We start from the raw sequence: 24,084 nt of genomic DNA, 5'->3' as shown, positions 1-24,084 counted from the left end.
GGTGGGGGTGCGTTCGCGCACGCCGGTTCCCTTGGACGCCGGTTCGCCAACCCTGCCTTGTGCCCGGCCACCCCATTTGGCGATGGGGCCGGGTTCGTCAACCCGTCCAAGGAGGTCGCATTCAATGCGCCAGCCCTCGCACGCCCATACCGGGCAGCAATCCCACCTCATTCAATCCATCGTCCGCGCAGCACTGCGCGACGCGGCAACCGCCAGCACGTATCAAGACGCGCTCGACGCAACCGGCGCGGCACTGGCAGCGATCGCCGCGCTCGTGCGTGCGGAGGTGCGCCATGGCTGAGCTGCGCTGCAAGATTGGCGATCTGGCGATCGTCACGAAGTGCGATGCACGTTCGCGTATCGGCATGCTGGTTGAGGTTGCATCGGCTCAGCCGACGCCCGACCACGATTGGCGCGTGCGGATCTTGGGCGGCCCTGTCTCGGGGCGTAGCGTTTGCGGTCGCCGGTCCGGCGATTTCGCGCACGCGGCCGTCTTTGACTGGAACCTCACGCCGATTCGCGGCGAAGCGGAGCTGGATTGCGCGATCGACGTCCGGCAACTCCTCGCTTCGATTCTGGAGGTGCGCCATGTCTAAATACCGCCTGCCGAACGAAGTCACGATGATCGCGATGTGTGCGGCCCATCAGTTCGCCCAGCTCGAAGCCCTGTTCGATGCTGTCCGGTCGCATCTTGCGGAGGGCACCTACGAGCGAGCGCTCGTCGACATGGGGCAAGGCGTTGCGAGCCGGTATTCGGCCGAAATGCGCCGTACCGCGCAACCGGAGGCGTGCCATGACTGATCAGCGCATCCGAACCGCGGTTATCAATGGCTTCGACAACGCACCGCCGCTCGATACCGGCGCTCCGATCGAGCTGCAATTCGCCGTCGACCTGGGCGCGATCTGCGCCGACGCATGGCTCGACCTGAAAGGCGACGTGCGACTGCACGACTACGCGGCACATCAAGCCGCCGCGTTCGCGCGCGGCATGGAAGCCTCTATGCAGGACGCAGGCGTTGTCGACGCGCACCGCGTGACGATCAGCCGCCAAGCGTTCGCGGCCGGCCTGATGGGGCGCGTACAGCAGCACCTGTTCGCGGCGCTCGGCCTCGTCACGCGCGAACCGCGCACGACGCATTGAGGGCGCGGCCATGGCAAAGACGAACAAGAACGCCGTGCAACCGCTCGCCTCGCACTTCGTGGCCGAGGTGAACCGCCCCGATCGCAACCGCATCGGTACGCGGATCAGCGATGCGATGGAGCTCGAAGCAGTCGCCACGCAGCATAGCGACGCGCTGCTGATTCTCGATGAAATCGGGCAAGTCGAGCCTCGCCGCGCACGGCGACAACCGTTTCGTGTGGATGAACCGGGCGCAGGACGACCATCGGCCGAACGTGCCGCATCGAGCGGGCTTCAAGCAGCACGTGAAGCGCGACGAGCGGCGCACGCCCATCGCCTCCGATCGCGAGTATTACGCCGAGTTCGGCGGCAAGATGAGCGCCGACGACGCGGAAAGCGTCGAGACGGAATACCTGATCGAAGCAGCCGTGTTTCGCAAGGACGTGTGCGCCGGCTTCGATCACAAGATCGTCGCCAAGGCACTGATGAAGCGGGGCGTGCTGATGCCACGTAGCGACGGCTATCCATACCGGCAGGAGTACATCCCCGGTCACGGCAAGTTCATGGTCTATCGCGTGCTGCCGTCCATCTTCACGCTCGAACTGTGAAAGACGCCGCCGCCGTCCGGGAGGGCGGTGGCGGGCATTCCTTTGCGCGGCATTTTTGGCCCGTGCGTCAAAGTTACTTTGAGCGATACGCTCCAGACGGAACTGGACGGGCGGCTGCCGCGAATCTTGCCTCAGCCGTAACAATCCAGCCCGGTTTATCTCCAGTATCTCCAGCGTTCTCCAAATCGTTTGGAGACATGCGAAGCCTTACCCCATAAGGCTTTGCGGCCGATTCAAGCGTTTATCTCCAAATCTCCAACTCGTTTTGCACTGAGCGGACACGTGTCGACCGACCGCGTCGACCGCGAAGCCAGGCAGGGCGCGGCTCTCCCGGATTTGACGGGCGTCGATGACGTGTTTTCGAGGGGGTGTCCGCGACGCGCCTCGGTCGGGCATTGTTGCGCCGGCCGCAAGTGTCAGGACGGCCGGAATGCGGGGGACCCTGCGTCTAGGGCAAAGACGCGGGGGCTCACACCCGCGTGTTTTTCCTACTCCCGGCGCGCCTAAGGGGGGTCATATTCATACCGACATGCAGGGGGACCGACAGTGCGGTGCCAACTCTGAAAAATCGGTGGGGGGTGCGCGGCAAGGGGGTCATACGCGTGGGGCACGGGTCTATCTTGCCGCCGCGATCGGAATGATTTCCGCCCCGGCTTTGAGCTTGTCGAGGTAGTCCGCCCACTGTTGCATCATCGAGCGTCGTGCCTTGATGAACTTTGTTCGGTTGTACGCCCGCCCAAGGCTGTCAGGGACCGTATGCGCTAGTTGGTGCTCGATCACTTCCGGCTTTTCCTCCAGCTCTTCATGCAGGATCGTCCGTGCCATTGCCCGGAAGCCGTGACCGGTAATCTCGGTGCGAGTGTCGTAGCCGAGCCGACGAAGGGCTGCATTGATAGCGGCCTCGCTCATCGGCCGATTTCGGTCGCGAGCACCGGGGAACACGTAGACGCCTTCGCCAGTCAGGGCGTGAAGCTCGCGCAAAATCGTGACAGCCTGCGCGGCCAGCGGAACAAGGTGATCCGTTTTCGTTTTGTTGACGAAATAGCGCCATTCTCCTTTGTCGAGGTCGAATTGCGCCCATTCTGCTTTCCGCAACTCGCCCGGCCTAACGAACAGCATGGGGGCTAGCTTGAGCGCGCAGAGAACCGGGAACGTGCCCGTGAAGCCGTCGAACGCGCGAAGCATCTCGCCCACTTTCTCCGGCTCAGTGATTGAGGCAAAGTGTGTTGTCTGGGCGGGCGGGATTGCATCTACCAGATCGCGGGCCGGATCGGCCTTGCAGTGCCCCTCTTTGATGCCATAGCGGAATACCCGGCTAATCTCGCTGCGGATGCGATGGGCGGTAAATCTGGCTCCACGCCCGTCTACGCGCTTCAGCACGACCAGTATCTCCGGGGCGTCGATTTCAGCGATAGGGCGCTTGCCGAGCCATGGGAATACATCGTTCTCCATGCGGGCGAGCGTCTTGGCATGCTGCGCTGGCTCCACGGTCGTCTTGCGCTCGTCCATCCAGCCGCGAGCGACAACCTCAAACGAATGGGCGGCTGCGAGCAGGCTGGCTCTTTTTTCCGCCTTCTTCGCTTCACCCGGATCGATGCCGGCAGCGAGCTTTTCACGGGCTTCGTCGCGCTTCTTCCGTGCGGTCGCCAATGTAACTTCCGGGTAGACGCCGAGCGAGTAGCGCTTTTCCTTGCCCCCAAATCGGTATTTGAGGCGCCACCACTTGCCCCCGCTCGGGGCGATTTCCAGATAGAGGCCGCCTCCGTCGAACAGGCGCACGGGCTTGTCGGCAGGCTTGGCGTTCCGGATGGCTGTATCGGTTAATGGCACGGGGGCAACTCCTGACAGGTAAGGCAATTTCAGATGGGTTGCCCCCAATGTTGCCCCCGCTTGCCCCCGGCTGTCTACGCACCACACGGCACTTTGCCGGAATGAAAAAACCCGCGAAGCCTTGTGCTGTCGCGGGTTTTGGGACTTCCGGGAATTTCCCGGAACTACGTCATGGTGCCCAGGGCCGGAATCGAACCGGCACGCCTTGCGGCGGGGGATTTTGAGTCCCCTGCGTCTACCAATTTCACCACCTGGGCTTGATCCTGGCCGCGCATACGGTGGTGCGCGGCGAAACGCGGATTATGGCGGAAAACGGGGCACCGGGCAAGCAGCCCGGTGCCCGGCATGCAAGTCACTGGCTCAGATAGACGAACCGGCCCTGTTTCACGATCCCCATCACGCTCGCGCGCTGGTCGAGCCCCACGTGATCCTTGTCGCTCGTATTGACGACGCCGTTCGGCACGACGAGCTCGTGCGCGCGTTCGAGTTCGCGCCGCAGCGCCGTGCGGAAGGCCGGCGTGCCGGGCTGCGCGGCCTTCAGCGCACGGCCGACCGCATCGGCGAGGCGCGGATACACGCCCGCCGCATCGCCCGCGAACTGCGTGACCGTGCCGGCGCCGTACTTCGTCTCGTACGCATCGACGAACGCGAGCGCGGCCTGGCGGGCCGGATGGTCGGCCGGCAACGTGCGCGCGACGACGACCGGCTGGGTCGGGAACAGCGTCCCGTCCACATCCTTGCCGCCGAGCTTGATGAATTCCGGCGTCGCGATCCCGTGCGTCTGGTAGATCGCGCCCTTGTAGCCGCGCTCGATCAGCGTGCGCTGCGGCAGCACGGTCGGCGTGCCCGCGCCGGCGATCAGGATCGCGTCGGGTTTCGCCGCGATCAGCTTCAGCGCCTGACCCGTGACGCTCGCGTCGGTGCGGTTGAAGCGCTCGGTCGCGATCACGCGGATCTTGCGCAGGTCCGCGAAGCGCGTGAATTCGTTGAGCCAGCTGTCGCCATAGCTGTCCGCGAAGCCGATGAAGCCGACCGTTTTCACGCCGTGGTTGGCCATGTAGCGCGTCATCACGTCGGCCATCGCGCGGTCGCTCTGCGCCATCTTGAACGCCCAGGTTCGCGCGCCTTCCTGCGGCTCGACGATCGAGCCCGAGCCGACCAGCGTGATCATCGGCGTCTGCGCGGCGGCCACCGCGTCGAGCGCCGCGAGCGCGGCCGGCGTGATGTTCGGGCCGACCACGACGTCGACGTGATCCTCGTCGACCAGCTTGCGGATGTTGCGCACCGCGGCGCCCGGATCGGACGCGTCGTCGAGCACCGTGACCTGCACGGGCTGCCCGGCGATCGTCTTCGGCCACATCAGGATCGCGTTCTTGCTCGTGATGCCGATCGCGGCGGCCGGGCCGGTCGACGACAGGTCGACGCCGACCTTCAGGTCGGCATGCGCGGCCGCGCAGGCCAGTACGAGGGCGGCGCCGGCGGCGCGGCGCAACGAGGCGGGCAGCCGTGGCAGGGCGGGAAGCGTCATGCGGGAATCTCCGTCGGGCAACAAAACGGGGCGCGACAGGCGCCCCTGTGTTCATACCTGTCCGTCAAAGCTCATACGATTCGGCTTCGCCCTTGAGCGCCTGTTCGATCAGCTTGCGGTTCAGCGTCGGCGACAGCAGTTCGACGAGCGTATACACATAGCTGCGCAGGTAGGCGCCCTGCTTGAGCGCGACGCGCGTCACGTTGCTGCCGAACAGGTGGCCGACCGGGATCAGCCGCAGGCCGCGATCGCGCTCGGGATTGAACGCGATGTCGGCCATGATGCCGACGCCGAGGCCGAGTTCGACATAGGTCTTGATCACGTCGGCGTCGATCGCCTCGAGCACGATGTCCGGCGACAGCCCGCGCAGCGCGAACGCATGATTGATCTTCTTGCGGCCCGCGAACGCGTCGTCGTACGTGATCAGCGGGTATTGGGCGAGATCGTCCAGCGTGACCGGCTTGCGTTCGAGCAGCGGATGGTCGGCCGGCACGACGGCCGCGTGATGCCACTGGAAGCACGGCAGCGACACGAGCTCCTTGTAGTCGGAGATCGCCTCGGTCGCGATCGCGAGATCGGCCTGGTCGTGGATCACCATCTCGGCTACTTGCGTCGGGCTGCCTTGCAGGATCGACAGGTGCACCTTCGGGAAGCGCTTCTTGAACTCGGCGATCGCGGCCGGCAGCGAGTAGCGGGCCTGCGTGTGGGTCGCCGCGATGGTCAGGTTGCCCTGGTCCTGCGCCGCATAATCTTTTCCGACCCTTTTCAGGCTTTCCACTTCCTGGAGAATCCGCTCGACCGACGCGAGGATGATCCGGCCCGGCTCGGTGAGGGAGCGCACGCGCTTGCCGTGCCGCGTGAAGATCTCCACGCCCAGCTCGTCCTCGAGCTCGATGATCGCCTTCGACACCCCTGGTTGCGACGTGTAGAGCGCCTTGGCGGCCTCGGTGAGGTTGAAATTCTGCCGGACGGCCTCGCGCACGAAGCGAAATTGGTGCAGGTTCATTTATAACCCTTCCGCATATCAACAGAATTTTTTAGTCGTTTGAAATATAAGGCGAGTTTATTACGATTCACCGGAGTTTTTCAAATATGGATATCTGTTTTCGTCATTAGCAATCCAGCCGGCCTCGGTTGGCGGCGATGACGATGGAACGGAGATTCGGGCGCGACGTGGCTAGGACGTCGCGCGGTCACCACGAAAACCCTGGGGTCCCCGAATGTATCAGTACGACCAATACGACCAGACGATCGTCGACGAGCGAGTCGCGCAGTACCGCGACCAGGTGCGCCGCCGGCTGTCGGGCGAGTTGAGCGAAGACGAATTCCGTCCGCTGCGTCTGCAGAACGGCCTGTACATGCAGCGCCATGCGTACATGCACCGCATCGCGATTCCGTACGGCAACCTGCGCAGCGACCAGCTCCGGATGCTGGCCCGCATCGCCCGCGAACACGACCGCGGCTACGGTCACTTCTCGACGCGCTCGAACATCCAGTTCAACTGGATCGAGCTCGAAGACACGCCCGAGATCCTCGCGAAGCTCGCGTCGGTGCAGATGCACGGGATCCAGACGTCGGGCAACTGCATCCGCAACATCACGGCCGACCAGTTCGCCGGCGTCGCCCAGGACGAAGAGATCGATCCGCGCCCGTGGGCCGAGGTCCTGCGCCAGTGGTCGACGTTCCATCCCGAATTCGCGTGGCTGCCGCGCAAGTTCAAGATCGCGGTGTCGGGCTCGAAGCACGACCGCGCGGCCGTGCAGATCCACGACCTCGGCGTGTACCTGAAGAAGAACGCGCAGGGCGAGGTGGTCGCGAGCATCCTCGCGGGCGGCGGCCTCGGCCGCACGCCGATCATCGGCGCGGTGATCAAGGAAGACCTGCCGTGGCAGCACCTGCTCACGTACTGCGAAGCCGTGCTGCGCGTGTACAACCGCTACGGCCGCCGCGACAACCTGTACAAGGCGCGGATCAAGATCCTCGTGAAGGCGCTGTCGCCGGCGAAGTTCGCGCAGCAGGTCGAGGAAGAGTGGCAGCACCTGAAGGACGGCCCGTCGACGCTCACGCAGGCCGAACTCGATCGCGTGTCGCAATACTTCAAGCCGCCCGTCTACGAAAAGCTGCCCGACACCGACGCATCGTTCGAACAGCATCTGCTCGAGAACAAGGCGTTTGCGCGCTGGGTCGAGCGTAACGTCGCGCCGCACAAGGTGCCGGGCTATGCGGCCGTCACGCTGTCGCTGAAGGATCACCGCGTGGCCCCGGGCGACGCGACCGACGCGCAGATGGACTTGGTGGCCGACTGGGCCGACGCGTACTCGCTGGGCGAGCTGCGCGTGTCGCACGAGCAGAACCTGATCCTCGCGAACGTGAAGAAGCGCGACCTGTTCGCGCTGTGGGAAAAGGCGAAGGCGGCCGGTTTCGCGACGCCGAACGTGGGCCTGTTGACCGACATCATCGCGTGCCCGGGCGGCGACTTCTGCTCGCTCGCGAACGCGAAGTCGATCCCGATCGCGCTGGCGATCCAGCAGCGTTTCGACGATCTCGACTACGTGTACGACCTCGGCGAACTATCGCTGAACATTTCCGGTTGCATGAACTCGTGCGGTCACCACCACGTCGGCAACATCGGCATCCTCGGCGTCGACAAGGACGGCGCCGAGTGGTACCAGGTGTCGCTCGGCGGCGAGCAGGGCACGGGCCGCAACGGCGCGCGCCTCGGCCGCGTGATCGGGCCGTCGTTCTCGGCGGAAGAAGTGCCCGACGTGATCGCGAAGCTGATCGATACGTTCGTCGAGGCACGCATCGACGGCGAGCGCTTCGTCGACACGTACGACCGCATCGGCATCGCACCGTTCAAGGAGCGCGTGTATGCGGCGCGCCAGGCAGTGAACGCGTAACCAACCGGGTAGAGGGAATTTGCAGATGGCTTCGATTATCAAGAACCGCGCAGTGATCGACGACGCATGGCAGGTCGTGCGCGCGGCGGAAGACGGTGCGCTGCCCGCGGTCGACGCATTGCCGGCCGGCAAGGTGCTCGTGCCGTTCGCGTGGTGGCAGGCCGAGCGCGCGGCGCTCGTCGCCGCGAAGACGAAGGACGAGCTCGGCGTGTGGCTCGCGCCGGACAGCGAACCGGCCGATCTCGTGGCCGACTTCGGCGCGATTTCGCTGATCGCCGTGGATTTCCCGCGCTTCGCGGACGGCCGCGGCTACAGCATCGCGCGCCTGTTGCGCGAGCGCCATGGCTGGACCGGCGAGTTGCGCGCGATCGGCGACGTGCTGCGCGACCAGCTGCTGTACATGTCGCGTTGCGGCTTCGACGCATTCGCGGTGCGTGCCGACAAGGACATCCACGACGCGCTGAATGCGTTCACGGAATTCACGCAGCGTTACCAGGGCGCGTTCGACGAGCCGGCGCCGCTGTTCCGCCGCCGCGAGGCGGCGGTCGACACGAAGGTGAGCGCATGAGCACCGTCACCGCGCTGACGCCGGAGCTTGCCGCGAAGGTCGAGCGCCTCGACGCGCTGCTCGCGCAGATCGGCGAGCGTCACGACAAGGTGAAATTCGCGAGCAGCCTCGCCGCGGAAGACATGCTGCTCACGCACGCGATCCTGTCGAAGGGCGTGTCGATCGGCATCTTCTCGCTGAACACGGGCCGCCTGCACGCGGAAACGCTCGGCATGATCGACCGCGTGCGCGAGCGCTACGGCTACGAGATCGAGCAGTTCCATCCGCGGCAGGACGCGGTCGACCAGTACGTGGCCGAGCACGGTCTGAATGCGTTCTACGAGAGCGTCGAGCTGCGCAAGTCGTGCTGCCACATCCGCAAGGTCGAGCCGCTGAACCGCGCGCTGGCCGACGTCGGCGCGTGGGTCACGGGCCAGCGCCGCGAGCAGTCGGTCACGCGCGCGGAGCTGCACGAGGAAGAACAGGACGAAGCGCGCGGGATCGCGAAGTACAACCCGCTCGCCGACTGGACGGAAGCCGACGTGTGGACGTACCTTAAGGCGTTCGACGTGCCGGTCAACCCGCTGCATGCGCGCGGCTACCCGAGCATCGGCTGCGAGCCGTGCACGCGCGCGATCCGTCCGGGCGAAGACAGCCGCGCGGGCCGCTGGTGGTGGGAGTCGCGCGACACGAAGGAATGCGGGCTGCACATCACGACGATCACGCCGATTCCCGCGAACGCCGAAGCCGGCGCCGCGCACTGAAGACCGACAAGAAACTGAATATTGCGCCGCCTGCGACAGCGGGCGGCACGAACCCAGAAGAGAAGGACTGAAATCATGAGCACGACGCTCGAGCAATCCGCCTTTGCCCCGCCCACCGGCGACAGCAGCCGCATGGGCCACCTCGACTGGCTCGAAGCCGAGTCGATCCACATCCTGCGCGAACTCGTTGCCGAATGCAGCAAGCCGGCGCTGCTGTTCTCGGGAGGCAAGGATTCGGTCGTCGTGCTGCATCTGGCGCTGAAGGCCTTCGGCCTCGGCGCGAGCCGCAAGACGTCGCTGCCGTTCCCGCTCGTGCACATCGACACGGGCCACAACTACGAGGAAGTGATCGACTTCCGCGATCGCCGTGCGCAAGAGCTCGGCGCCGAGCTGGTGGTCGGCCACGTCGAGGATTCGATCAAGCGCGGCACGGTCGTGCTGCGCCGCGAAACCGATTCGCGCAATGCCGCGCAGGCCGTCACGCTGCTGGAAACGATCGAGCAGCACGGTTACACGGCGCTGATCGGCGGCGCGCGCCGCGACGAAGAGAAGGCACGTGCGAAGGAACGCATCTTCTCGTTCCGCGATGAATTCGGCCAGTGGGACCCGAAGGCGCAGCGCCCGGAACTGTGGAGCCTGTACAACGCCCGCCTGCACAAGGGCGAGCATCTGCGCGTGTTCCCGATCTCGAACTGGACCGAGCTCGACGTGTGGCAGTACATCGCACGCGAGAATCTCGAACTGCCGTCGATCTACTACGCGCACCAGCGCGAGATCGTGCGCCGCAACGGGCTGCTCGTGCCGGTCACGCCGCTCACGCCGATGCGTGACGGCGAGACGAGCGAGCTCGCGCAAGTGCGCTTCCGCACGGTCGGCGACATCAGCTGCACGTGCCCGGTCGAGAGCGACGCGGACGACGTCGAGAAGATCATCGCCGAGACGGCGGTGACCGAGATCACTGAGCGCGGCGCGACCCGGATGGACGACCAGGCATCCGAAGCCGCGATGGAACAGCGCAAGAAGCAAGGTTATTTCTGAAGCACACGAGGACATTCACATCATGAGCATCATCGAGAACAACGAAGACCTCGGCGTGTTGCGCTTCATCACCGCGGGCAGCGTCGACGACGGCAAGAGCACGCTGATCGGCCGCCTGCTGTACGACAGCAAGGCCGTGCTGTCCGACCAGCTGTCCGCGCTGTCGCGCGCGAAGAACAAGCGCACGGTCGGCGACGAGCTCGATCTCGCGCTGCTGACGGACGGCCTCGAAGCCGAGCGCGAGCAGGGCATCACGATCGACGTCGCGTACCGCTACTTCGCGACCGCGAAGCGCAAGTTCATCATCGCCGACACGCCGGGCCACGAGCAGTACACGCGCAACATGGTGACGGGCGCATCGACCGCGCACGCGGCGATCGTGCTGATCGACGCGACGCGCATCACGGTCGAGAACGGCGTCGTGCAACTGCTGCCGCAGACCAAGCGCCACAGCGCGATCGTCAAGCTGCTCGGGCTGCAGCACGTGATCGTCGCGATCAACAAGATGGACCTCGTCGACTACAGCGAGGCGCGCTTCAACGAGATCCGCGACGCGTACGTCGCGCTCGCGAAGCAGCTCGGCCTGACCGACGTGCGCTTCGTGCCGGTGTCGGCGCTGAAGGGCGACAACATCGTCGGCGCGAGCGAGCGCATGCCGTGGTACGCGGGCGAGCCGCTGCTCGACGTGCTCGAGTCGCTGCCGGTCGAGACGCAGGCGCATGACGCGCTGCGCTTCCCGGTGCAGTGGGTCGCGCGCCAGGACGGCAGCTCGGCCGACGATTTCCGCGGCTACATGGGCCGGATCGAGTCGGGCGAAGTGAAGGTCGGCGACGCGATCGTCGTGCTGCCGTCGAACCGCACCGCGACCGTTGCCGAGATCGTCGCACCGGTGCCGGGCGGCACCGCGTCGGTCGCGCATGCGTTCGCGGGCCAGACGGTGACGATCCGTCTCGAAGAGGACGTCGACGTGTCGCGCGGCGACATGTTCGTCACGACGGCCGAGCCGGTCGAGCCGGCCAAGAAGCTGGAAGCCGACCTGTGCTGGTTCGACGACGCGCCGCTGTCGCAGCAGCGCAAGTACCTGCTGAAGCAGACCACCAGCACGGTCTTCGCGAAGATCGGCGCGGTCAAGCAGGTGCTCGACGTGCATACGCTGTCGCACGCGACCGACCGTCAGGAACTGAAGATGAACGACATCGGCCGCGTGGCGCTGACGCTGCAGAAGCCGATCGTCTGCGACACCTACGATGCGCACCCCGGTACGGGCGCGTTCGTGCTGATCGACGAGGCGACGCATCACACGGTCGCCGCGGGCATGATCCGCGCGTTCTCGGCGTAATCGTCAATCTGCGCGGCGGCGAACCGGCCGCCGCGGCAGGACCCTAGCGAAGCGACAAACATGGGCAAGGTATATCTGATCGGAGCAGGGCCGGGCGCCGCGGATCTCATCACGGTACGCGGCGTGCGGCTGCTCGAGCAGGCCGACGTCGTGCTGCACGACGCGCTCGTCGAGCCCGCGATGCTCGACTATGCGCCGAGCGCGCGCAAGATCGCGGTCGGCAAGCGCTGCGGGCAGCGTTCGACCGCGCAGCATTTCATCAACAAGCAGATCGTCGATGCGGCGCGCGAGCATGCATGCGTCGTGCGGCTGAAGGGTGGTGATCCGATGCTGTTCGGCCGAGCCGAAGAGGAAATGCGGGCGCTCGAAGCGGCCGGCATCGACTACGAGGTCGTGCCGGGCATCACCGCAGCGCTGGCCGGCGCGGCGACGCTGAAGCGTTCGCTGACGTTGCGCGGCGTGTCGCGCAGCGTCGCGTTCGCGACGCACAGCCGCGCACCGGGCAGCGACGAGATCCGCGAAGCCGCACGCGCCGATTCGATCGTCTACTACATGGGCCGCGACAGCGCGCCCGGCATCGCGCAGGAGCTGATCGACGCCGGCCGTGCGCCGGCGACGCCGGTGGCGATCGTCGAGGCCTGCAGCACCGCGCGCGAACGCACGCTGACGCTCACGCTCGCGCAGATGGCGGCCGGCGACGCGCAGGCGTGGCTCGATCCGGCGGAGCCGAGCCTGCTGATGATCGGCGATGCGTTCGCCGAACGCGCACGGCTCGCGCAGGCGGGCGATCCAATCCGCAATGCCGCCTGAGCGCGGCTCGAACGCAGTCCCAAACGAAAAAAGCGCTGGCAGATGCCGGCGCTTTTTCGTTGGGTACGACGAATGCGCCGGCTGCTACGTGTCGTCGCCGACCTGCTCGATGCAATAGCGCGCGACCGCGTCGAGCACGCCGTCGTCTTCGCCGACCGCCGTCGCGCAACGGATCTCGACGCCCGGATGCGCGGCGCGGCATGCGTCGACGAGCTGCGGCAGGTCGCGGCGGACATGGCCGCCCTGGCCGAAGAATACGGGCACCACGGTGATGCGCGCGCAGCCGGCCGCGACTTGCGCGGCCACGGCCTCACCGAGCGACGGCGTCATCAGTTCGAGGAACGCGAGCGACACCTGCGCGGCCGGGGAGGCGCCGCGCAGCCGCGCGGCGAGCCGCTCGAACGGCTCGGCCCAGCGCGGGTCGCGGGCGCCGTGGCCGAACAGGACGATACCGTGCGAATGCATGTCGAAGCCTCCGTCGCGACGCGGCGCTCAGTGCCGGTCGACCCATTTGAGCGCGAACAGGCCGAGCGCGAGATAGATGAGGCCCGGCGTCGCGGCGGTGAGCGGCGCGGGCCACGTGTTCAGCGTGCCGATGTGCGAGAACAGCGTGTTGAGCAGCTGGAAGCTCATGCCGAGCATGATGCCGCCGAACACCTTCACGCCGACCACGCCGGCCCGCGTGTGCAGATACGCGAACGGCAGCGACAGCACGAGCATCACGAACACCGCGAACGGATACAGCAGCTTGCGCCACAGCGCGATGTCGTAGCGCTGCGTGTCCTGCTGGTTTTCGCGCAAGTGCTGGATGTAGCGGAACAGGTTGATGATCGACATGCGCTCCGGCGACACGAGCAGCACCGACAGGATCTGCGGCGTCAGGTCGGACCGCAGCCGGTATTCGGGCAGCGACACCTGCTGCGACCGGTACACGGGGTTCAGCGCATCGGCCGGCTGGCCGCTGATCGGCTTGATCGGCGTCAGCTCGGTTTCGGTGACGCCCGTCAGCAGCCAGTGGCCGGGCGGCTCGTAGCGGCCGGTCTGCGCGATCCGCACGTTCTGCAGCTGGAATTTCGAGTCGAATTCGTAGATGCGCACGTTGCTGATCGTCGAGTCGGGCGACAGGCTGCCGACGTTGACGAAGCGCGTGACCTGCTCGCCGTTCTCGCGGGCCGCGAGCGTGTCCTTCACCCACACGCCCGACTGGAAGTTCGACGACACCGATGCGCCGAGCGCCTGCAGCCGCACGCGTTCGGACAACTGGTCGGCGTACGGGCCGACGAATTCGCCGATCAGGTAGGTGACGATCACGAGCGGCACGCCGATCTTCAGCAGCGAGCGCAGCGCCTGGTTGGTCGCGAGGCCCGACACGCGGAAGATCGTGAATTCCGAGTTCGCGGCCATCTGCGCGAACACGTAGATCGCGCTGATCAGCGCGGCGACCGGGATGATCTCGTAGAAGCGCGACGGCGTCTGCAGCGCGACGCGCAGCACCGCGTAGCCGAACTTGTAGTTGCCGTGCCCGACCGAATTCAGTTCGCTGATCAGGTCGAAGAAGAAGAACAGACCAGAGAACGCGAACAGGATGAAGACGAACGTGACGTAAATTTGCCGCGCGAAGTACTTTTCATAGAGCCGCATCGATCATGCTCCCGAGCGGCCGAACAGCGCGCGTGTCAACAGCGGACGATTGCGCACGCGCAACCAGAAAATGAATGCGACGATCGCCGCGACGAGCACGTGCAGGCCGACCAGACCGACGCCGAACGACATCTTGCCCTGCTCGATCTGCGCCTGCACGACGTTCAGCAGGTTCGAGTACGTGAGGTAGATCAGCACGGCCATCACGAGGTTGATCGTGCGGCTGCGGCGCGGGTTCTGGTACGAGAGTGGGATGCCGAGCACCATCAGGTTGATCGCGATCAGCGGCAGCCCCGCGCGCCATGCGAATTCCGCGAGGTTGTCGCGCGTCGGGTTGCGCAGCAGGTCGGGCGTGGGCGTGCTGTTGGTGGTCTGCACGTTGACGACCGGCTTGCTCGTGATCTTCACGCCGTAGCGCTCGAACTCCATGATCTTGAAGTTCGGCTGGCCGGGCGTACCGTCGTAGCGGCGGCCGTCCTCGAGGACGACGAAGCGATCGCCGTCCTTCGAGGTTTCCGTATGGCCGGTTTGCGACACGACCACGTTGAGCTTGCCGTTTTCCGTCGACGTGACGAAGACGTTCTGCACCTTGCTCTGGTCGGGCGACATCTTCTCGATGAAGAACACCCGATGGTTCGCGGCCGATTCGCGGAACTGACCGGGCGCGAGCAGCGAGATTTCGTCGCGCTGCTGGAAGCGCGCCTTGATCAGCTTGCTCTGCTGGTTCGACCACGGCCAGCCGACGAACGCGAAGAACGTGATCAGCAGGATGATCGGCGCGGCGAACACGCCGATTGGCTTGATGAGGCGGGTGAGGCTCACGCCAGACGCGAGCCACACGACCATTTCGGAGTCCCGGTACCACCGGGTCAGCACGAACAGGATCGACACGAACAGCGTGACGACCAGCATCACGGCGAGATAGCCGATCACGGTCAGGCCGATCAGCACGAGCACGTCCCGCGGATCGATTTCGCCGGACGCGGCGTAGCCGACGATGCGAATCATCATCGTCGTGAGCATGATCGTGAGCAGCACCATGAACACGGCGCCAGCCGTATACGCAAGCTCGCGCTGGAGGGAGCGTTCGAAGATCATTCTTGATGAGAAGAGGGCGGGAGGCTGCGCACGCGTGGTGGGGCGCTCGCGCCGCCACGGGAAAAATAGCGGATAATTGCGGCTTTCATCCTTAGCCCAGATTTTATCCGAGGACAAGCGCGATGGACTTTAGCATAAAAGGCTGTGATTGGAGCAAAGGCGAAGCCAAGGGGTTCCTGACCGGGAAGTCCGACTGCATCGTGCTCGGCATCTTCGAGGCGCAGACGCTGTCGGGCGCGGCGCTCGACATCGACACGGCCACCAAGGGGCTGATCTCGCGCGTGGTGAAGGCCGGCGACATGGACGGCAAGCGCGGCAAGACGCTGTTCCTGCACGAAGTATCGGGCATCGGCGCGTCGCGCGTGCTGCTCGTCGGGCTCGGCAAGCAGGATGCTTTCAATCAGAAAGCCTACAACGATGCGGTGACGGCCGCGTGGCGCGCGCTGCTGGCGACCAAGGTCGTCCAGGTCACGTTCTCGCTCGCGCAACTGCCGGTCGACGAGCGCAGCTCCGACTGGGGCGTGCGCGCCGCGATCCTCGCGCTGCGCAACGAGACGTACCGCTTCACGCAGATGAAGAGCAAGCCGGAACCGGCGTCGCACACGCTCAAGCGCGTCGTGTTCAGCGTCGATCCGGCCGACGAAAAGGCCGCGAAGGTCGCGATCAAGCAGGCCGTCGCGCTCGCGAACGGGATGGATCTGACCCGCGACCTTGGCAACCTGCCGGGCAACGTCTGCACGCCGACCTACCTGGGCAACACCGCGAAGCAGATCGCGAAGGATTGGGGCCTGAAGGCCGAAGTGCTCGGGCTCAAGCAGATCCAGGCGCTGAAGATGGGGTCGTTCCTGTCGGTCGCGCGCGCATCGGTCGAGCCGCCGCAGTTCATCGTGCTGCACTACCAGGGCGGCGCCGCGAAGGCCGCGCCGGTCGTGCTGGTCGGCAAGGGCATCACGTTCGATACGGGCGGCATCTCGCTGAAGCCGGGCGAAGGCATGGACGAGATGAAGTACGACATGTGCGGCGCGGGCTCGGTGCTCGGCACGATCCGCGCGGTCGCCGAGATGGGCCTGAAGATCAACGTCGTCGCGATCGTGCCGACCTGCGAGAACATGCCGGGCGGCAACGCGACGAAGCCGGGCGACATCGTCACCAGCATGAAGGGGCTGACGATCGAGGTCCTGAACACCGACGCCGAAGGCCGCCTGATCCTGTGCGACGCACTCACGTATGCCGAGCGCTTCAAGCCGGCCGCCGTGATCGACGTCGCGACGCTGACGGGCGCGTGCGTGATCGCGCTGGGCGGCCACAACAGCGGGCTGTTCTCGACCAACGACGCGCTCGCGGGCGAACTGCTCGACGCATCGCGCGAGGCGAACGACCCGGCATGGCGCATGCCGCTCGACGACGAATACCAGGATCAGCTGAAGTCGAATTTCGCGGATCTCGCGAACATCGGCGGGCGTCCGGCCGGCGCCGTGACGGCCGCATGCTTCCTGTCGCGCTTCACCGACAGCTATCCGTGGGCTCACCTCGACATCGCGGGCACCGCATGGAAGGGCGGTGCCGCGAAGGGCGCGACGGGGCGTCCGGTGCCGCTGCTCGCGCAGTTCCTGATCGACCGCGCCGGCCAGTGATGGCGGGGCGGACGACGCCGCGGGTGCGCGGGCAATGACGCGGATCGATTTCCACTCGAACGTCGGCGATTCGCTCGCGTACGCGTGCCGGCTGCTGCGCAAGGCCTATCTGGCCGGGCAGCCAGTCGTCGTGCTCGCCGAGCCCGCGCGCCTGCGCGTGCTCGACGAGCGGCTCTGGACGTTCTCGCCGCTCGATTTCATCCCGCATTGCGGCGTCGACAGCGAGCACGCAGCCGGTACGCCGATCGTGCTGGCCGCCGATCTCGACCGCGCGCCGCATCATCACGTGCTGCTGAACCTCGGCGCGACCGTGCCCGCGCAGTTCGCCCGCTTCGAGCGCCTGCTCGAAGTGGTCGGCAACGCGCCGGACGAGCTGGCCGCGGGCCGCGACCGCTACCGGTTCTACCGCGACCGCGGCTACGCGCTGAACAACTACAAGCAGGGCGGCTAGCCGCAACCGTCGACGGAGTGTTCCCGTGACAGAAGACGATTCATCCTCGATCCCGACGCTGACCGACGTGCTGGTGCCCGGCAAGCCGGCGCCGGCGCGCTCGCCCGCGTCTGCCGCACCCGGGCCGCACGGAAGCGCGGCGATTCCGGTGCTCACCGACGTGATCGCACCGGGCGCCGCCGCGGCCGCGCCGGCCGAATCCCGTCAAACCGAAGCCGACCCCGATTCCGTCGTGGTCGAACCCGTGCCGACACCGCACGTGCCGACCGTCGAGTTGCCGGGCGACGTGGCGATGGCCGCCGCTGCGGGCGACACCGATGCGCCGGCCGGACCCGGCGCATCGGAGCACGTGGTTGCCGAAGAGGTGGCGGTGATGACGGCGCCGCTGCGCTCGTCGCTGGTCGATGACGGTCTGCCGCAGCACACGTTCGCCCCGATTGCGCACGAAGCGGCCGGGCACGCGCCGGACGCGGCAATGCCGGAGGCGGTCCTGCCGAGCGCAGCGCTGCAACCGGAAGCATCGGACGCCGCCGCGCTGACGCCGGAAGATGCGCAGCACATCGCCGAACGGCTTCGCAATCGCCTGACGAACTATCTGACCGGGCCGGGGCGCGAGGCCATCGAAGCGCGTTGTCGCGATGCGCTGCACGAGCATTCGGCCTGGCTGGTCGGCCAGGTCACGCGCGAAGTCGCCCTCGCGCTGGAAACCGAGGTGATGGACTGGGTACGCGATGCGGTCGATGAAGAGATCGCCCGCCGCCGCGCCGGTCACTCCGGCTGAACGGCAATCGCTCGCGGCGGTGAAAAGGGGGCGGTCCAGTAAGGGCCTGCGAAGCCGGCGGTGATGTGCCGCCGGTCGGGCGGTACGCGGTTGCCTGCCTGCCACGCCCTGCACACCGCGTCGGTGCGTCGCGCGGATATCCGATTCAGCGAACCGACAGCACCCACTGGGCGAGCGTGCGGGCTTCGGTGCCCGTCAGTTGCGTGTTGGCGGGCATCGGCACGCTGCCCCATACGCCGACGCTGCCTTTCACTATCGATTGCGCAAGATAATCGGCGGCGTCGTTGCGCGTCGCGTACTTGCCGGCGATGTCGTGGAACGACGGACCCATCAGCGGCTTGCCGATCGCATGGCAGGCCATGCAGTTCTTGCGCTGCGCGAGCGCGAGCCCGTCGGCCTGGTCGGCGCGCGCCGCCGCCGCGCCGCCGGTCAGCAGCGTCGCGAGCAGCACGCGCAATATCGTCTGTTTCATGCGGTTCTCCGCCGGCGGGGATGGCCGGCTTCATGGTCCGCGCATTATAGAAGCAAAGGGGAAGCACGTTTTGCGCGTTCCCCCGGTGGCCCGTTTATCGGGGTCGCATGAGATGGTGCCCTGCCTCAACCCGTGACCGCCCCTTGGTTCGCCGGCCGGGCAAGCGCCGCGAATTTCGCGAGCACGCCGCGCGTATAGCGCGGCGCGGGCTGCCGCCACGCGGCGCGGCGGCGTGCGAGTTCCGCATCGTCGACGTTCAGTTGCAGCAGCAGCCGGTGCGCGTCGATCGTGATCGAATCGCCTTCCTGCACGAGTGCGATCGTGCCGCCGACGAACGCCTCCGGCGCGACGTGGCCGACCACCATGCCCCAGGTGCCGCCCGAGAAGCGGCCGTCCGTGATGAAGCCGACCGATTCGCCAAGCCCCTTGCCGATGATCGCGGACGTCGGTGCGAGCATTTCCGGCATGCCGGGGCCGCCCTGCGGGCCGAGGTAGCGCAGCACGAGGATGTCGCCCGCCCGGATCCGGTCGCCGAGGATCGCATCCATCGCGCTCTGCTCGTCGTCGAACACGCGCGCCGGGCCCGTGATCACCGGGTTTTTCAGGCCGGTGATTTTCGCGACCGCGCCGTCTTCCGCGAGATTGCCCTTCAGGATCGCCAGATGGCCTTCCTTGTACAGCGCGCGGTCGATCGGAAAGATCACGTCCTGATCCGCGCGCGGCGCGGCCGGCACGTCCTTCAGCTCGTCGGCGATCGTGCGGCCGGTGATCGTCATGCAGTCGCCGTGCAGCAGCCCCGCATCGAGCAGGATCTTCAGCACCTGCGGAATCCCGCCGGCCCGGTGCAGGTCGGTCGCGACGTACTGTCCCGACGGCTTCAGGTCGCAGATCACCGGTACCCGCTTGCGGATGCGTTCGAAGTCGTCGATCGTCCAGTCGACCTCGGCCGCGTGCGCGATCGCGAGATAGTGCAGCACCGCATTGGTCGAGCCGCCGGTGGCCATGATCACCGACACCGCGTTCTCGATCGATTTCTTCGTGATGATGTCGCGCGGCTTCAGGTCGCGTTTCACGGCCTCGACCAGCACGCGCGCCGATTCGGCGGCCGAATCGACTTTCTCCTGGTCGGGATTCGCCATCGTCGACGAATACAGCAGCGACATCCCGAGCGCCTCGAACGACGAGCTCATCGTGTTCGCGGTGTACATCCCGCCGCACGAACCCGACGTCGGGCACGCGTTCTTCTCGACGCCTTCGAAATCCTCCTGCGACATCCGGCCCGCGGTGAATTCGCCGACAGCCTCGAACGACGACACGATCGTCAGGTCGCGACCTTTCCAGTTGCCCGGGCGGATCGTGCCGCCGTACACGTAGATGCCCGGCACGTTCAGGCGCGCGAGCGCGATCATGCCGCCCGGCATGTTCTTGTCGCAGCCGCCGACGACCACCACGCCGTCCATCCACTGGCCCTGCACGCAGGTTTCGATGCAGTCGGCGATCACTTCGCGCGACACGAGCGAGTACTTCATCCCTTCGGTGCCCATCGACATGCCGTCCGAAATCGTCGGCGTGCCGAAGATCTGCGGGTTCGCGCCGGCCGCCTTCACGGCGTCGACCGCCGCGTCCGACAGCCGCTGCAGGCCGGAATTGCACGGCGTGATCGTCGAATGGCCGTTCGCGATGCCGATCATCGGCTTGTCGAAATCGTCCTTCTGGTAGCCGAGCGCGTAGTACATCGAGCGGTTCGGCGAACGGGCCACGCCTTGCGTGATGTTTTTAGAGCGGCGGTTGTACGACATGGGGAGCTCCATCGTTGTTTTGGCGACGCCGGCGCGAACAGTGCGCCGGGTGGGTCGATCAAGCATGGAGTTTCCGTTCTGGGATGTCCAATATATTATTTGTCACCTATTAAGTCGTTTTACGAATGAGTCGAGCATGGCCGATCCGATCCCCGACCTGCGCCAGTGGCGCTATTTCGCGACCGTCGCCGACGAGCGCCATTTCGGCCGCGCGGCCGAGCGGCTGTCGATGACGCAGCCGCCGTTGTCGCAGGCGATCCGCGCGCTCGAGGACGCGCTCGGCGTCGCGCTGTTCGTGCGCACCAAGCGCTCGGTCGCGCTGACGGCGGTCGGCGCGGCGCTGCTGCCGGAGGTGCGCCGGCTGCTCGCGTCGGCCGATGCGCTGCCGCCGATGGCGCGGCGGCTCGCGCGCGGCGAGGCCGGCTCGCTGTCGCTCGCGTTCGTGTCGACCGCCGATTACGGGCTGCTGCCGTCGTTGCTGCGCGCGTTCGGCGCGCGCTATCCGCAGGTGCGGCTGCAGCTCACGGAAGCGACGAGCGACGTGCAGATCGACGAACTCGTCGCCGGGCGCATCGACGCCGGGCTTATCATTCCGCCCGTGCCGCCGCGCCACGCGGCCGGGCTGTCGTACCTGCCCGTCGTGCGCGAGCCGCTGGTGGTCGCGATGCCGGCCGGGGCGTCCGACGCGCCCGAGGACGAGCCCGTGCAGCTCGCCGACGTCGCCGCGTTTCCGCTCGTGATCTTTCCGCGCCGTTTGGCGCCCGGCTTTTATGACATCATTACGGGCTGCTACGGCGCGGCGGGGGAAACTCCGCGCATCGGCCAGGAGGCGATCCAGATGCAGACGATCGTCAGCCTCGTGTCGGCCGGCATGGGCGTCGCACTGGTGCCGCAATCGCTGCGTAACCTGCGGCGCACCGGCGTGGTCTACCGGCCGCTCGCCGGTCACGCGCCGGTCGTCGAGACGGGCCTCGTGTGGCGCACCGGCGACGTGAGCCCCGTGCTCGCCGGCTTCATCGACGTCGTGCGCGCGCAGGGTCCGGCCGCGTGACGTGAACGATGGCGCGCGGGCGCCGTCCAACGCGCGGTCCTGCACGTGTGCGACGGCCGTACCGTATTCGAAAACTTCTTCGCTAACCCATGATCATTCACCCGAATTTCGACCCCGTTGCGATCCATCTCGGGCCGCTGGCCGTGCGCTGGTACGGCCTCATGTATCTCGTCGGCTTCATCGCGGCGATCGTCGTCGGCCGGATCCGCCTGAAGCTGCCGTATGTCGCCGCGCAGGGCTGGACCGCGAAGGACATCGACGACATGATGTTCTACGGCGTGCTCGGCACCGTGCTCGGCGGCCGGCTCGGCTACGTGCTGTTCTACAAGGCCGATTTCTACTTCTCGCATCCGCTCGACGTGTTCAAGGTGTGGGAAGGCGGCATGTCGTTTCACGGCGGCTTCCTCGGCGTGACGCTCGCGATGATGCTGTTCGCGTGGCAGCGCAAGCGGCACTGGCTGCAGGTCACCGATTTCGTCGCGCCGATGGTGCCGTTGGGGCTGGCAGCGGGGCGGCTCGGCAATTTCATCAACGGCGAGCTGTGGGGCCGCGTGACCGATCCGACGGCGCCGTGGGCGATGCTGTTCCCGGGGGCGATGCGCGACGACGCGGCATGGCTGCCGAAACATCCGGCACTCGTCGAGAAGTGGCATCTCGCCGACGTGTTCATGCAATACCAGATGCTGCCGCGCCATCCTTCGCAGCTCTATGAAATCGCGCTCGAGGGCATCGCGCTGTTCTTCGTGCTGTTCCTGTTCGCGCGCAAGCCGCGGCCGATGGGCGCGATATCCGCGCTGTTCCTGATCGGTTATGGCCTCGCACGTTTCACGGTCGAGTTCGCGCGCGAGCCCGACGACTTCCTCGGCCTGCTCGCGCTCGGCCTGTCGATGGGGCAGTGGCTGTCGCTGCCGATGATCCTCGCGGGTATCGCGATGATGGTCTGGGCGTATCGCCGTCGCGCGGCGAACGCGAATGCGGCTGCTTGAAGTGGCTGCGTGAGGTCGCTGCATGACGCGGTATCGATGTACGCGCGATCGGCGTGCGCATCGGTTACCCGGATGCACATGAAAAACGCCGGCCCTCGGGCCGGCGTTTTCGTTTCCGACAACGGCGCGATGCGCGTTACTGCGTTACTTCATCTGCACGGAGCCGTTGACGGTGACCGACACGGTGGCCTTGCCGCCTTCGACCGCGATCGGCGCACTCATCTTCGCGCTGTCCATCGGCGCCGCGGCCATCGCCATCATGCGCGGGTACGGCTGCACGTTGCGGCCGCTGCCGACGTTCACGTCGCGGATCGTGTAGCTGTTGTAGCCGAACGCCTTCGCGGCTTCGTCCGCGCGGGCGCGGAACGACTTGATCGCTTCGGTCGTGAGCTTCTGCTCGGCCGTGCGCTGCGCTTCCGGCGACAGCGAGAACTCGACGTTCGCAACCTGCATCAGGTTCGACAACTGGCCTGCCAGCTTCGACGCCGCGGCGAAATCGCGCGATTCGAGCGCGACCTCGGTGCGGCCGCGCCATGCGGAGATCTTGCCGTCGCGATCGGTGCTCGGATACACGGAGAACGCGCCCGTGTGCGCGGTGACGCCCGACACGCCCTTCGCCTGCGACAGCGCCGCATCCGCGCGCTGGTTCAGCTGCGCGGTGAGGCTGCCCGGGTCCTTGGCCTGCTGCTCGTAGAACAGCGTGATGTGGATGATGTCCTGCGGCACGTCGGCGCTGGCCTGCGACGAAAGCGACAGCACGCCGGCCGGCTCGGGAAAGTGCGGGTTCGCCGTCTGGGCGTGCGCGGCGGGCGACGCGAGCGTCAGCGCGACGGGAACGGCGGCGGCGAGAGCGAGCGACAGCGCGAGTGCGGATTTCTTGGTCATTGTTGGACTCCTTGTGCGAGGGCGCGCACGCGGATCACGCGTGCGCGACGCGGGCGTACCGCGCGACGAAAAAAACGACGGCCGGCCGATCGGCCGACAGCGGTTGCTTAGGCTGCGCGAAAGCGCCGCGAGTTCCGTTGCGGCAGTGCGTACTGAACAGATTTGACCTTTTGGCCGGTGCCTACTTCATCAACTTTTCGGTGATGAACCGCCATTCCGCGCGCGTGACGGGCGTGATCGACAGCCGGTTGCCGCGGGCGAGCACGCGCATGTCGGCGAGCTCGTCGTGCTCGCGCAGCGCGGCGAGCGGCACGAGCGGCGACTTCTTCACGAAGCGCACGTCGACGAGCAGCCAGCGTGGCGCTTCCTGCGTCGATTTCGGGTCGTAATAGGGGCTTTTCGGATCGAACTGTGTGGGATCGGGGTAGGGCGTGGACGATACTTCGGCGAGGCCCGCGATGCCCGGCTCGGGGCAGCTCGAGTGATAGAACAGCACGCCGTCGCCGATCTTCATCGTGTCGCGCATGAAATTACGCGCTTGATAATTGCGCACGCCGGTCCACGGCAGCGAGCGCTGCGGTGCGTTGGCGAGATCGTCGATGCTTGCTTCGTCCGGTTCGGACTTCATCAGCCAATATTGCATGGATCGTAATCGACGCAGAAGGGGCATGAGGGTCTGTTTGCATGCGGAACGCGCACCCCAAACGAAAAATACAATTCACGGGAATGCCCGAAATCGCCCGCATGGCGGCGTCGCTCGTCACTTGTTTGGCTCGGCCAAACGGCGCTCCTCACTTCTTGC

At 66.4% G+C, this 24,084-nt stretch carries 25 protein-coding genes, 1 tRNA gene and 1 pseudogene; 16 read left to right on the top strand and 11 right to left on the bottom strand.

The window, feature by feature from the left end; genetic code table 11:
- Positions 1-124: 124 nt before the first annotated feature.
- From HWX76_RS17200 to HWX76_RS36695, 5 genes and pseudogenes are all read left to right on the top strand, one after another.
- Positions 125-301 carry a hypothetical protein gene (locus HWX76_RS17200; protein ID WP_045588310.1) on the top strand — a complete coding sequence of 59 codons (177 nt, stop codon included), beginning with the start codon at positions 125-127 and terminating at the stop codon, positions 299-301.
- Complete coding sequence (locus HWX76_RS17195; protein ID WP_176016078.1) at positions 294-596, top strand: hypothetical protein; 303 nt, start codon at positions 294-296, stop codon at positions 594-596. Before HWX76_RS17200 ends, HWX76_RS17195 begins: the two co-directional genes overlap by 8 nt.
- The gene (locus HWX76_RS17190) at positions 589-801 is read left to right on the top strand and encodes a hypothetical protein (RefSeq protein WP_043304843.1); all 213 of its coding nucleotides are present in this window, start codon (positions 589-591) and stop codon (positions 799-801) included. The genes HWX76_RS17195 and HWX76_RS17190 overlap by 8 nt, the downstream gene beginning before the upstream one ends.
- Complete coding sequence (locus tag HWX76_RS17185) at positions 794-1,141, top strand: hypothetical protein (RefSeq protein ID WP_176016077.1); 348 nt, start codon at positions 794-796, stop codon at positions 1,139-1,141. Before HWX76_RS17190 ends, HWX76_RS17185 begins: the two co-directional genes overlap by 8 nt.
- Positions 1,142-1,329: 188 nt before the next feature.
- A pseudogene (locus HWX76_RS36695) lies at positions 1,330-1,728 on the top strand (hypothetical protein); the annotation flags it as partial.
- Between the two features lie 615 nt (positions 1,729-2,343).
- On the opposite strand, the gene HWX76_RS17170 reads toward HWX76_RS36695, so the two are convergent.
- The 4 genes from HWX76_RS17170 to HWX76_RS17155 all read right to left on the bottom strand — a co-directional run bounded on the left by HWX76_RS17170 (position 2,344) and on the right by HWX76_RS17155 (position 6,092).
- Positions 2,344-3,558, bottom strand: coding sequence for an integrase arm-type DNA-binding domain-containing protein (locus tag HWX76_RS17170; RefSeq protein ID WP_028201415.1), 1,215 nt, complete (start codon positions 3,556-3,558; stop codon positions 2,344-2,346).
- A gap of 172 nt (positions 3,559-3,730) precedes the next feature.
- Positions 3,731-3,815: transfer RNA gene (locus HWX76_RS17165), tRNA-Leu, on the bottom strand.
- A 95-nt stretch (positions 3,816-3,910) separates the two neighbouring features.
- A complete protein-coding gene (locus tag HWX76_RS17160) occupies positions 3,911-5,086 on the bottom strand; it encodes an ABC transporter substrate-binding protein (protein WP_050012081.1) in 1,176 nt (391 codons plus the stop codon).
- Between the two features lie 64 nt (positions 5,087-5,150).
- Complete coding sequence (locus tag HWX76_RS17155) at positions 5,151-6,092, bottom strand: CysB family HTH-type transcriptional regulator (protein ID WP_006478072.1); 942 nt, start codon at positions 6,090-6,092, stop codon at positions 5,151-5,153.
- 214 nt (positions 6,093-6,306) lie between these two features.
- On the opposite strand from HWX76_RS17155, the gene HWX76_RS17150 reads away from it, so the two are divergent.
- The 6 genes from HWX76_RS17150 to cobA all read left to right on the top strand — a co-directional run bounded on the left by HWX76_RS17150 (position 6,307) and on the right by cobA (position 12,484).
- On the top strand, positions 6,307-7,986 hold the full coding sequence (locus HWX76_RS17150) for a nitrite/sulfite reductase (RefSeq protein ID WP_124554760.1): 1,680 nt from the start codon (positions 6,307-6,309) through the stop codon (positions 7,984-7,986).
- A gap of 25 nt (positions 7,987-8,011) precedes the next feature.
- A complete protein-coding gene (locus tag HWX76_RS17145; RefSeq protein WP_050012079.1) occupies positions 8,012-8,554 on the top strand; it encodes a DUF934 domain-containing protein in 543 nt (180 codons plus the stop codon).
- Positions 8,551-9,297: a phosphoadenylyl-sulfate reductase gene (locus tag HWX76_RS17140; RefSeq protein ID WP_050012078.1), complete on the top strand. Its 747-nt coding sequence runs from the start codon at positions 8,551-8,553 to the stop codon at positions 9,295-9,297. The genes HWX76_RS17145 and HWX76_RS17140 overlap by 4 nt, the downstream gene beginning before the upstream one ends.
- A 75-nt stretch (positions 9,298-9,372) precedes the next feature.
- Entirely contained in the window at positions 9,373-10,335 is a 963-nt protein-coding gene (gene cysD, locus HWX76_RS17135) for a sulfate adenylyltransferase subunit CysD (protein WP_050012077.1), read from the top strand.
- Between the two features lie 22 nt (positions 10,336-10,357).
- On the top strand, positions 10,358-11,674 hold the full coding sequence (locus HWX76_RS17130) for a sulfate adenylyltransferase subunit 1 (RefSeq protein ID WP_050012076.1): 1,317 nt from the start codon (positions 10,358-10,360) through the stop codon (positions 11,672-11,674).
- 60 nt (positions 11,675-11,734) lie between these two features.
- Positions 11,735-12,484 carry a uroporphyrinogen-III C-methyltransferase gene (cobA, locus tag HWX76_RS17125; RefSeq protein ID WP_050012075.1) on the top strand — a complete coding sequence of 250 codons (750 nt, stop codon included), beginning with the start codon at positions 11,735-11,737 and terminating at the stop codon, positions 12,482-12,484.
- A gap of 84 nt (positions 12,485-12,568) precedes the next feature.
- Here the strand turns inward: cobA and HWX76_RS17120 are convergent, their stop codons facing one another.
- The 3 genes from HWX76_RS17120 to lptF are packed head-to-tail and all read right to left on the bottom strand — an operon-like array spanning position 12,569 to position 15,223.
- The gene (locus HWX76_RS17120; protein ID WP_050012074.1) at positions 12,569-12,949 is read right to left on the bottom strand and encodes a CbiX/SirB N-terminal domain-containing protein; all 381 of its coding nucleotides are present in this window, start codon (positions 12,947-12,949) and stop codon (positions 12,569-12,571) included.
- A gap of 27 nt (positions 12,950-12,976) precedes the next feature.
- Positions 12,977-14,125, bottom strand: coding sequence for an LPS export ABC transporter permease LptG (gene lptG, locus HWX76_RS17115; RefSeq protein ID WP_050012073.1), 1,149 nt, complete (start codon positions 14,123-14,125; stop codon positions 12,977-12,979).
- A gap of 3 nt (positions 14,126-14,128) precedes the next feature.
- On the bottom strand, positions 14,129-15,223 hold the full coding sequence (lptF, locus tag HWX76_RS17110; RefSeq protein ID WP_050012072.1) for an LPS export ABC transporter permease LptF: 1,095 nt from the start codon (positions 15,221-15,223) through the stop codon (positions 14,129-14,131).
- A 122-nt stretch (positions 15,224-15,345) separates the two neighbouring features.
- On the opposite strand from lptF, the gene HWX76_RS17105 reads away from it, so the two are divergent.
- Genes HWX76_RS17105 through HWX76_RS17095 form a run of 3 tightly spaced genes read left to right on the top strand, consistent with a single transcriptional unit; the run spans position 15,346 to position 18,089 of the window.
- A complete protein-coding gene (locus HWX76_RS17105) occupies positions 15,346-16,857 on the top strand; it encodes a leucyl aminopeptidase (protein WP_050012071.1) in 1,512 nt (503 codons plus the stop codon).
- Positions 16,858-16,891: 34 nt separating this feature from the next.
- Entirely contained in the window at positions 16,892-17,308 is a 417-nt protein-coding gene (locus HWX76_RS17100) for a DNA polymerase III subunit chi (protein ID WP_176016075.1), read from the top strand.
- 25 nt (positions 17,309-17,333) lie between these two features.
- On the top strand, positions 17,334-18,089 hold the full coding sequence (locus tag HWX76_RS17095) for a DUF2486 family protein (RefSeq protein WP_176016074.1): 756 nt from the start codon (positions 17,334-17,336) through the stop codon (positions 18,087-18,089).
- Between the two features lie 145 nt (positions 18,090-18,234).
- Here HWX76_RS17095 and HWX76_RS17090 read toward each other — a convergent pair whose 3' ends face one another.
- Both HWX76_RS17090 and ilvD read right to left on the bottom strand, forming a co-directional pair.
- Positions 18,235-18,561, bottom strand: a complete 327-nt coding sequence (locus HWX76_RS17090; RefSeq protein ID WP_050012068.1) for a c-type cytochrome — start codon at positions 18,559-18,561, stop codon at positions 18,235-18,237.
- A gap of 125 nt (positions 18,562-18,686) precedes the next feature.
- Positions 18,687-20,360 (bottom strand): dihydroxy-acid dehydratase, encoded by a 1,674-nt coding sequence (ilvD, locus tag HWX76_RS17085; protein ID WP_050012067.1) that lies wholly within the window; start codon positions 20,358-20,360, stop codon positions 18,687-18,689.
- Between the two features lie 136 nt (positions 20,361-20,496).
- On the opposite strand from ilvD, the gene HWX76_RS17080 reads away from it, so the two are divergent.
- Both HWX76_RS17080 and lgt read left to right on the top strand, forming a co-directional pair.
- Positions 20,497-21,411 (top strand): LysR substrate-binding domain-containing protein, encoded by a 915-nt coding sequence (locus HWX76_RS17080; protein WP_050012066.1) that lies wholly within the window; start codon positions 20,497-20,499, stop codon positions 21,409-21,411.
- A gap of 89 nt (positions 21,412-21,500) precedes the next feature.
- Positions 21,501-22,397 (top strand): prolipoprotein diacylglyceryl transferase, encoded by an 897-nt coding sequence (gene lgt, locus HWX76_RS17075; RefSeq protein ID WP_050012065.1) that lies wholly within the window; start codon positions 21,501-21,503, stop codon positions 22,395-22,397.
- Positions 22,398-22,541: 144 nt separating this feature from the next.
- On the opposite strand, the gene HWX76_RS17070 is transcribed toward lgt, so the two are convergent.
- Both HWX76_RS17070 and HWX76_RS17065 read right to left on the bottom strand, forming a co-directional pair.
- Positions 22,542-23,282 carry an SIMPL domain-containing protein gene (locus tag HWX76_RS17070; protein WP_050012064.1) on the bottom strand — a complete coding sequence of 247 codons (741 nt, stop codon included), beginning with the start codon at positions 23,280-23,282 and terminating at the stop codon, positions 22,542-22,544.
- Between the two features lie 181 nt (positions 23,283-23,463).
- Positions 23,464-23,925, bottom strand: a complete 462-nt coding sequence (locus HWX76_RS17065) for an EVE domain-containing protein (RefSeq protein ID WP_006478090.1) — start codon at positions 23,923-23,925, stop codon at positions 23,464-23,466.
- Positions 23,926-24,084 lie beyond the last annotated feature (159 nt).

The sequence above is a fragment of the Burkholderia sp. BCC0398 genome (genome assembly GCF_902833245.1).
Taxonomy (GTDB): domain Bacteria; phylum Pseudomonadota; class Gammaproteobacteria; order Burkholderiales; family Burkholderiaceae; genus Burkholderia; species Burkholderia sola.
The sequence above is the reverse complement of the archived record's forward strand: the minus strand, read 5'-3'. Positions and strand labels throughout refer to the sequence as shown.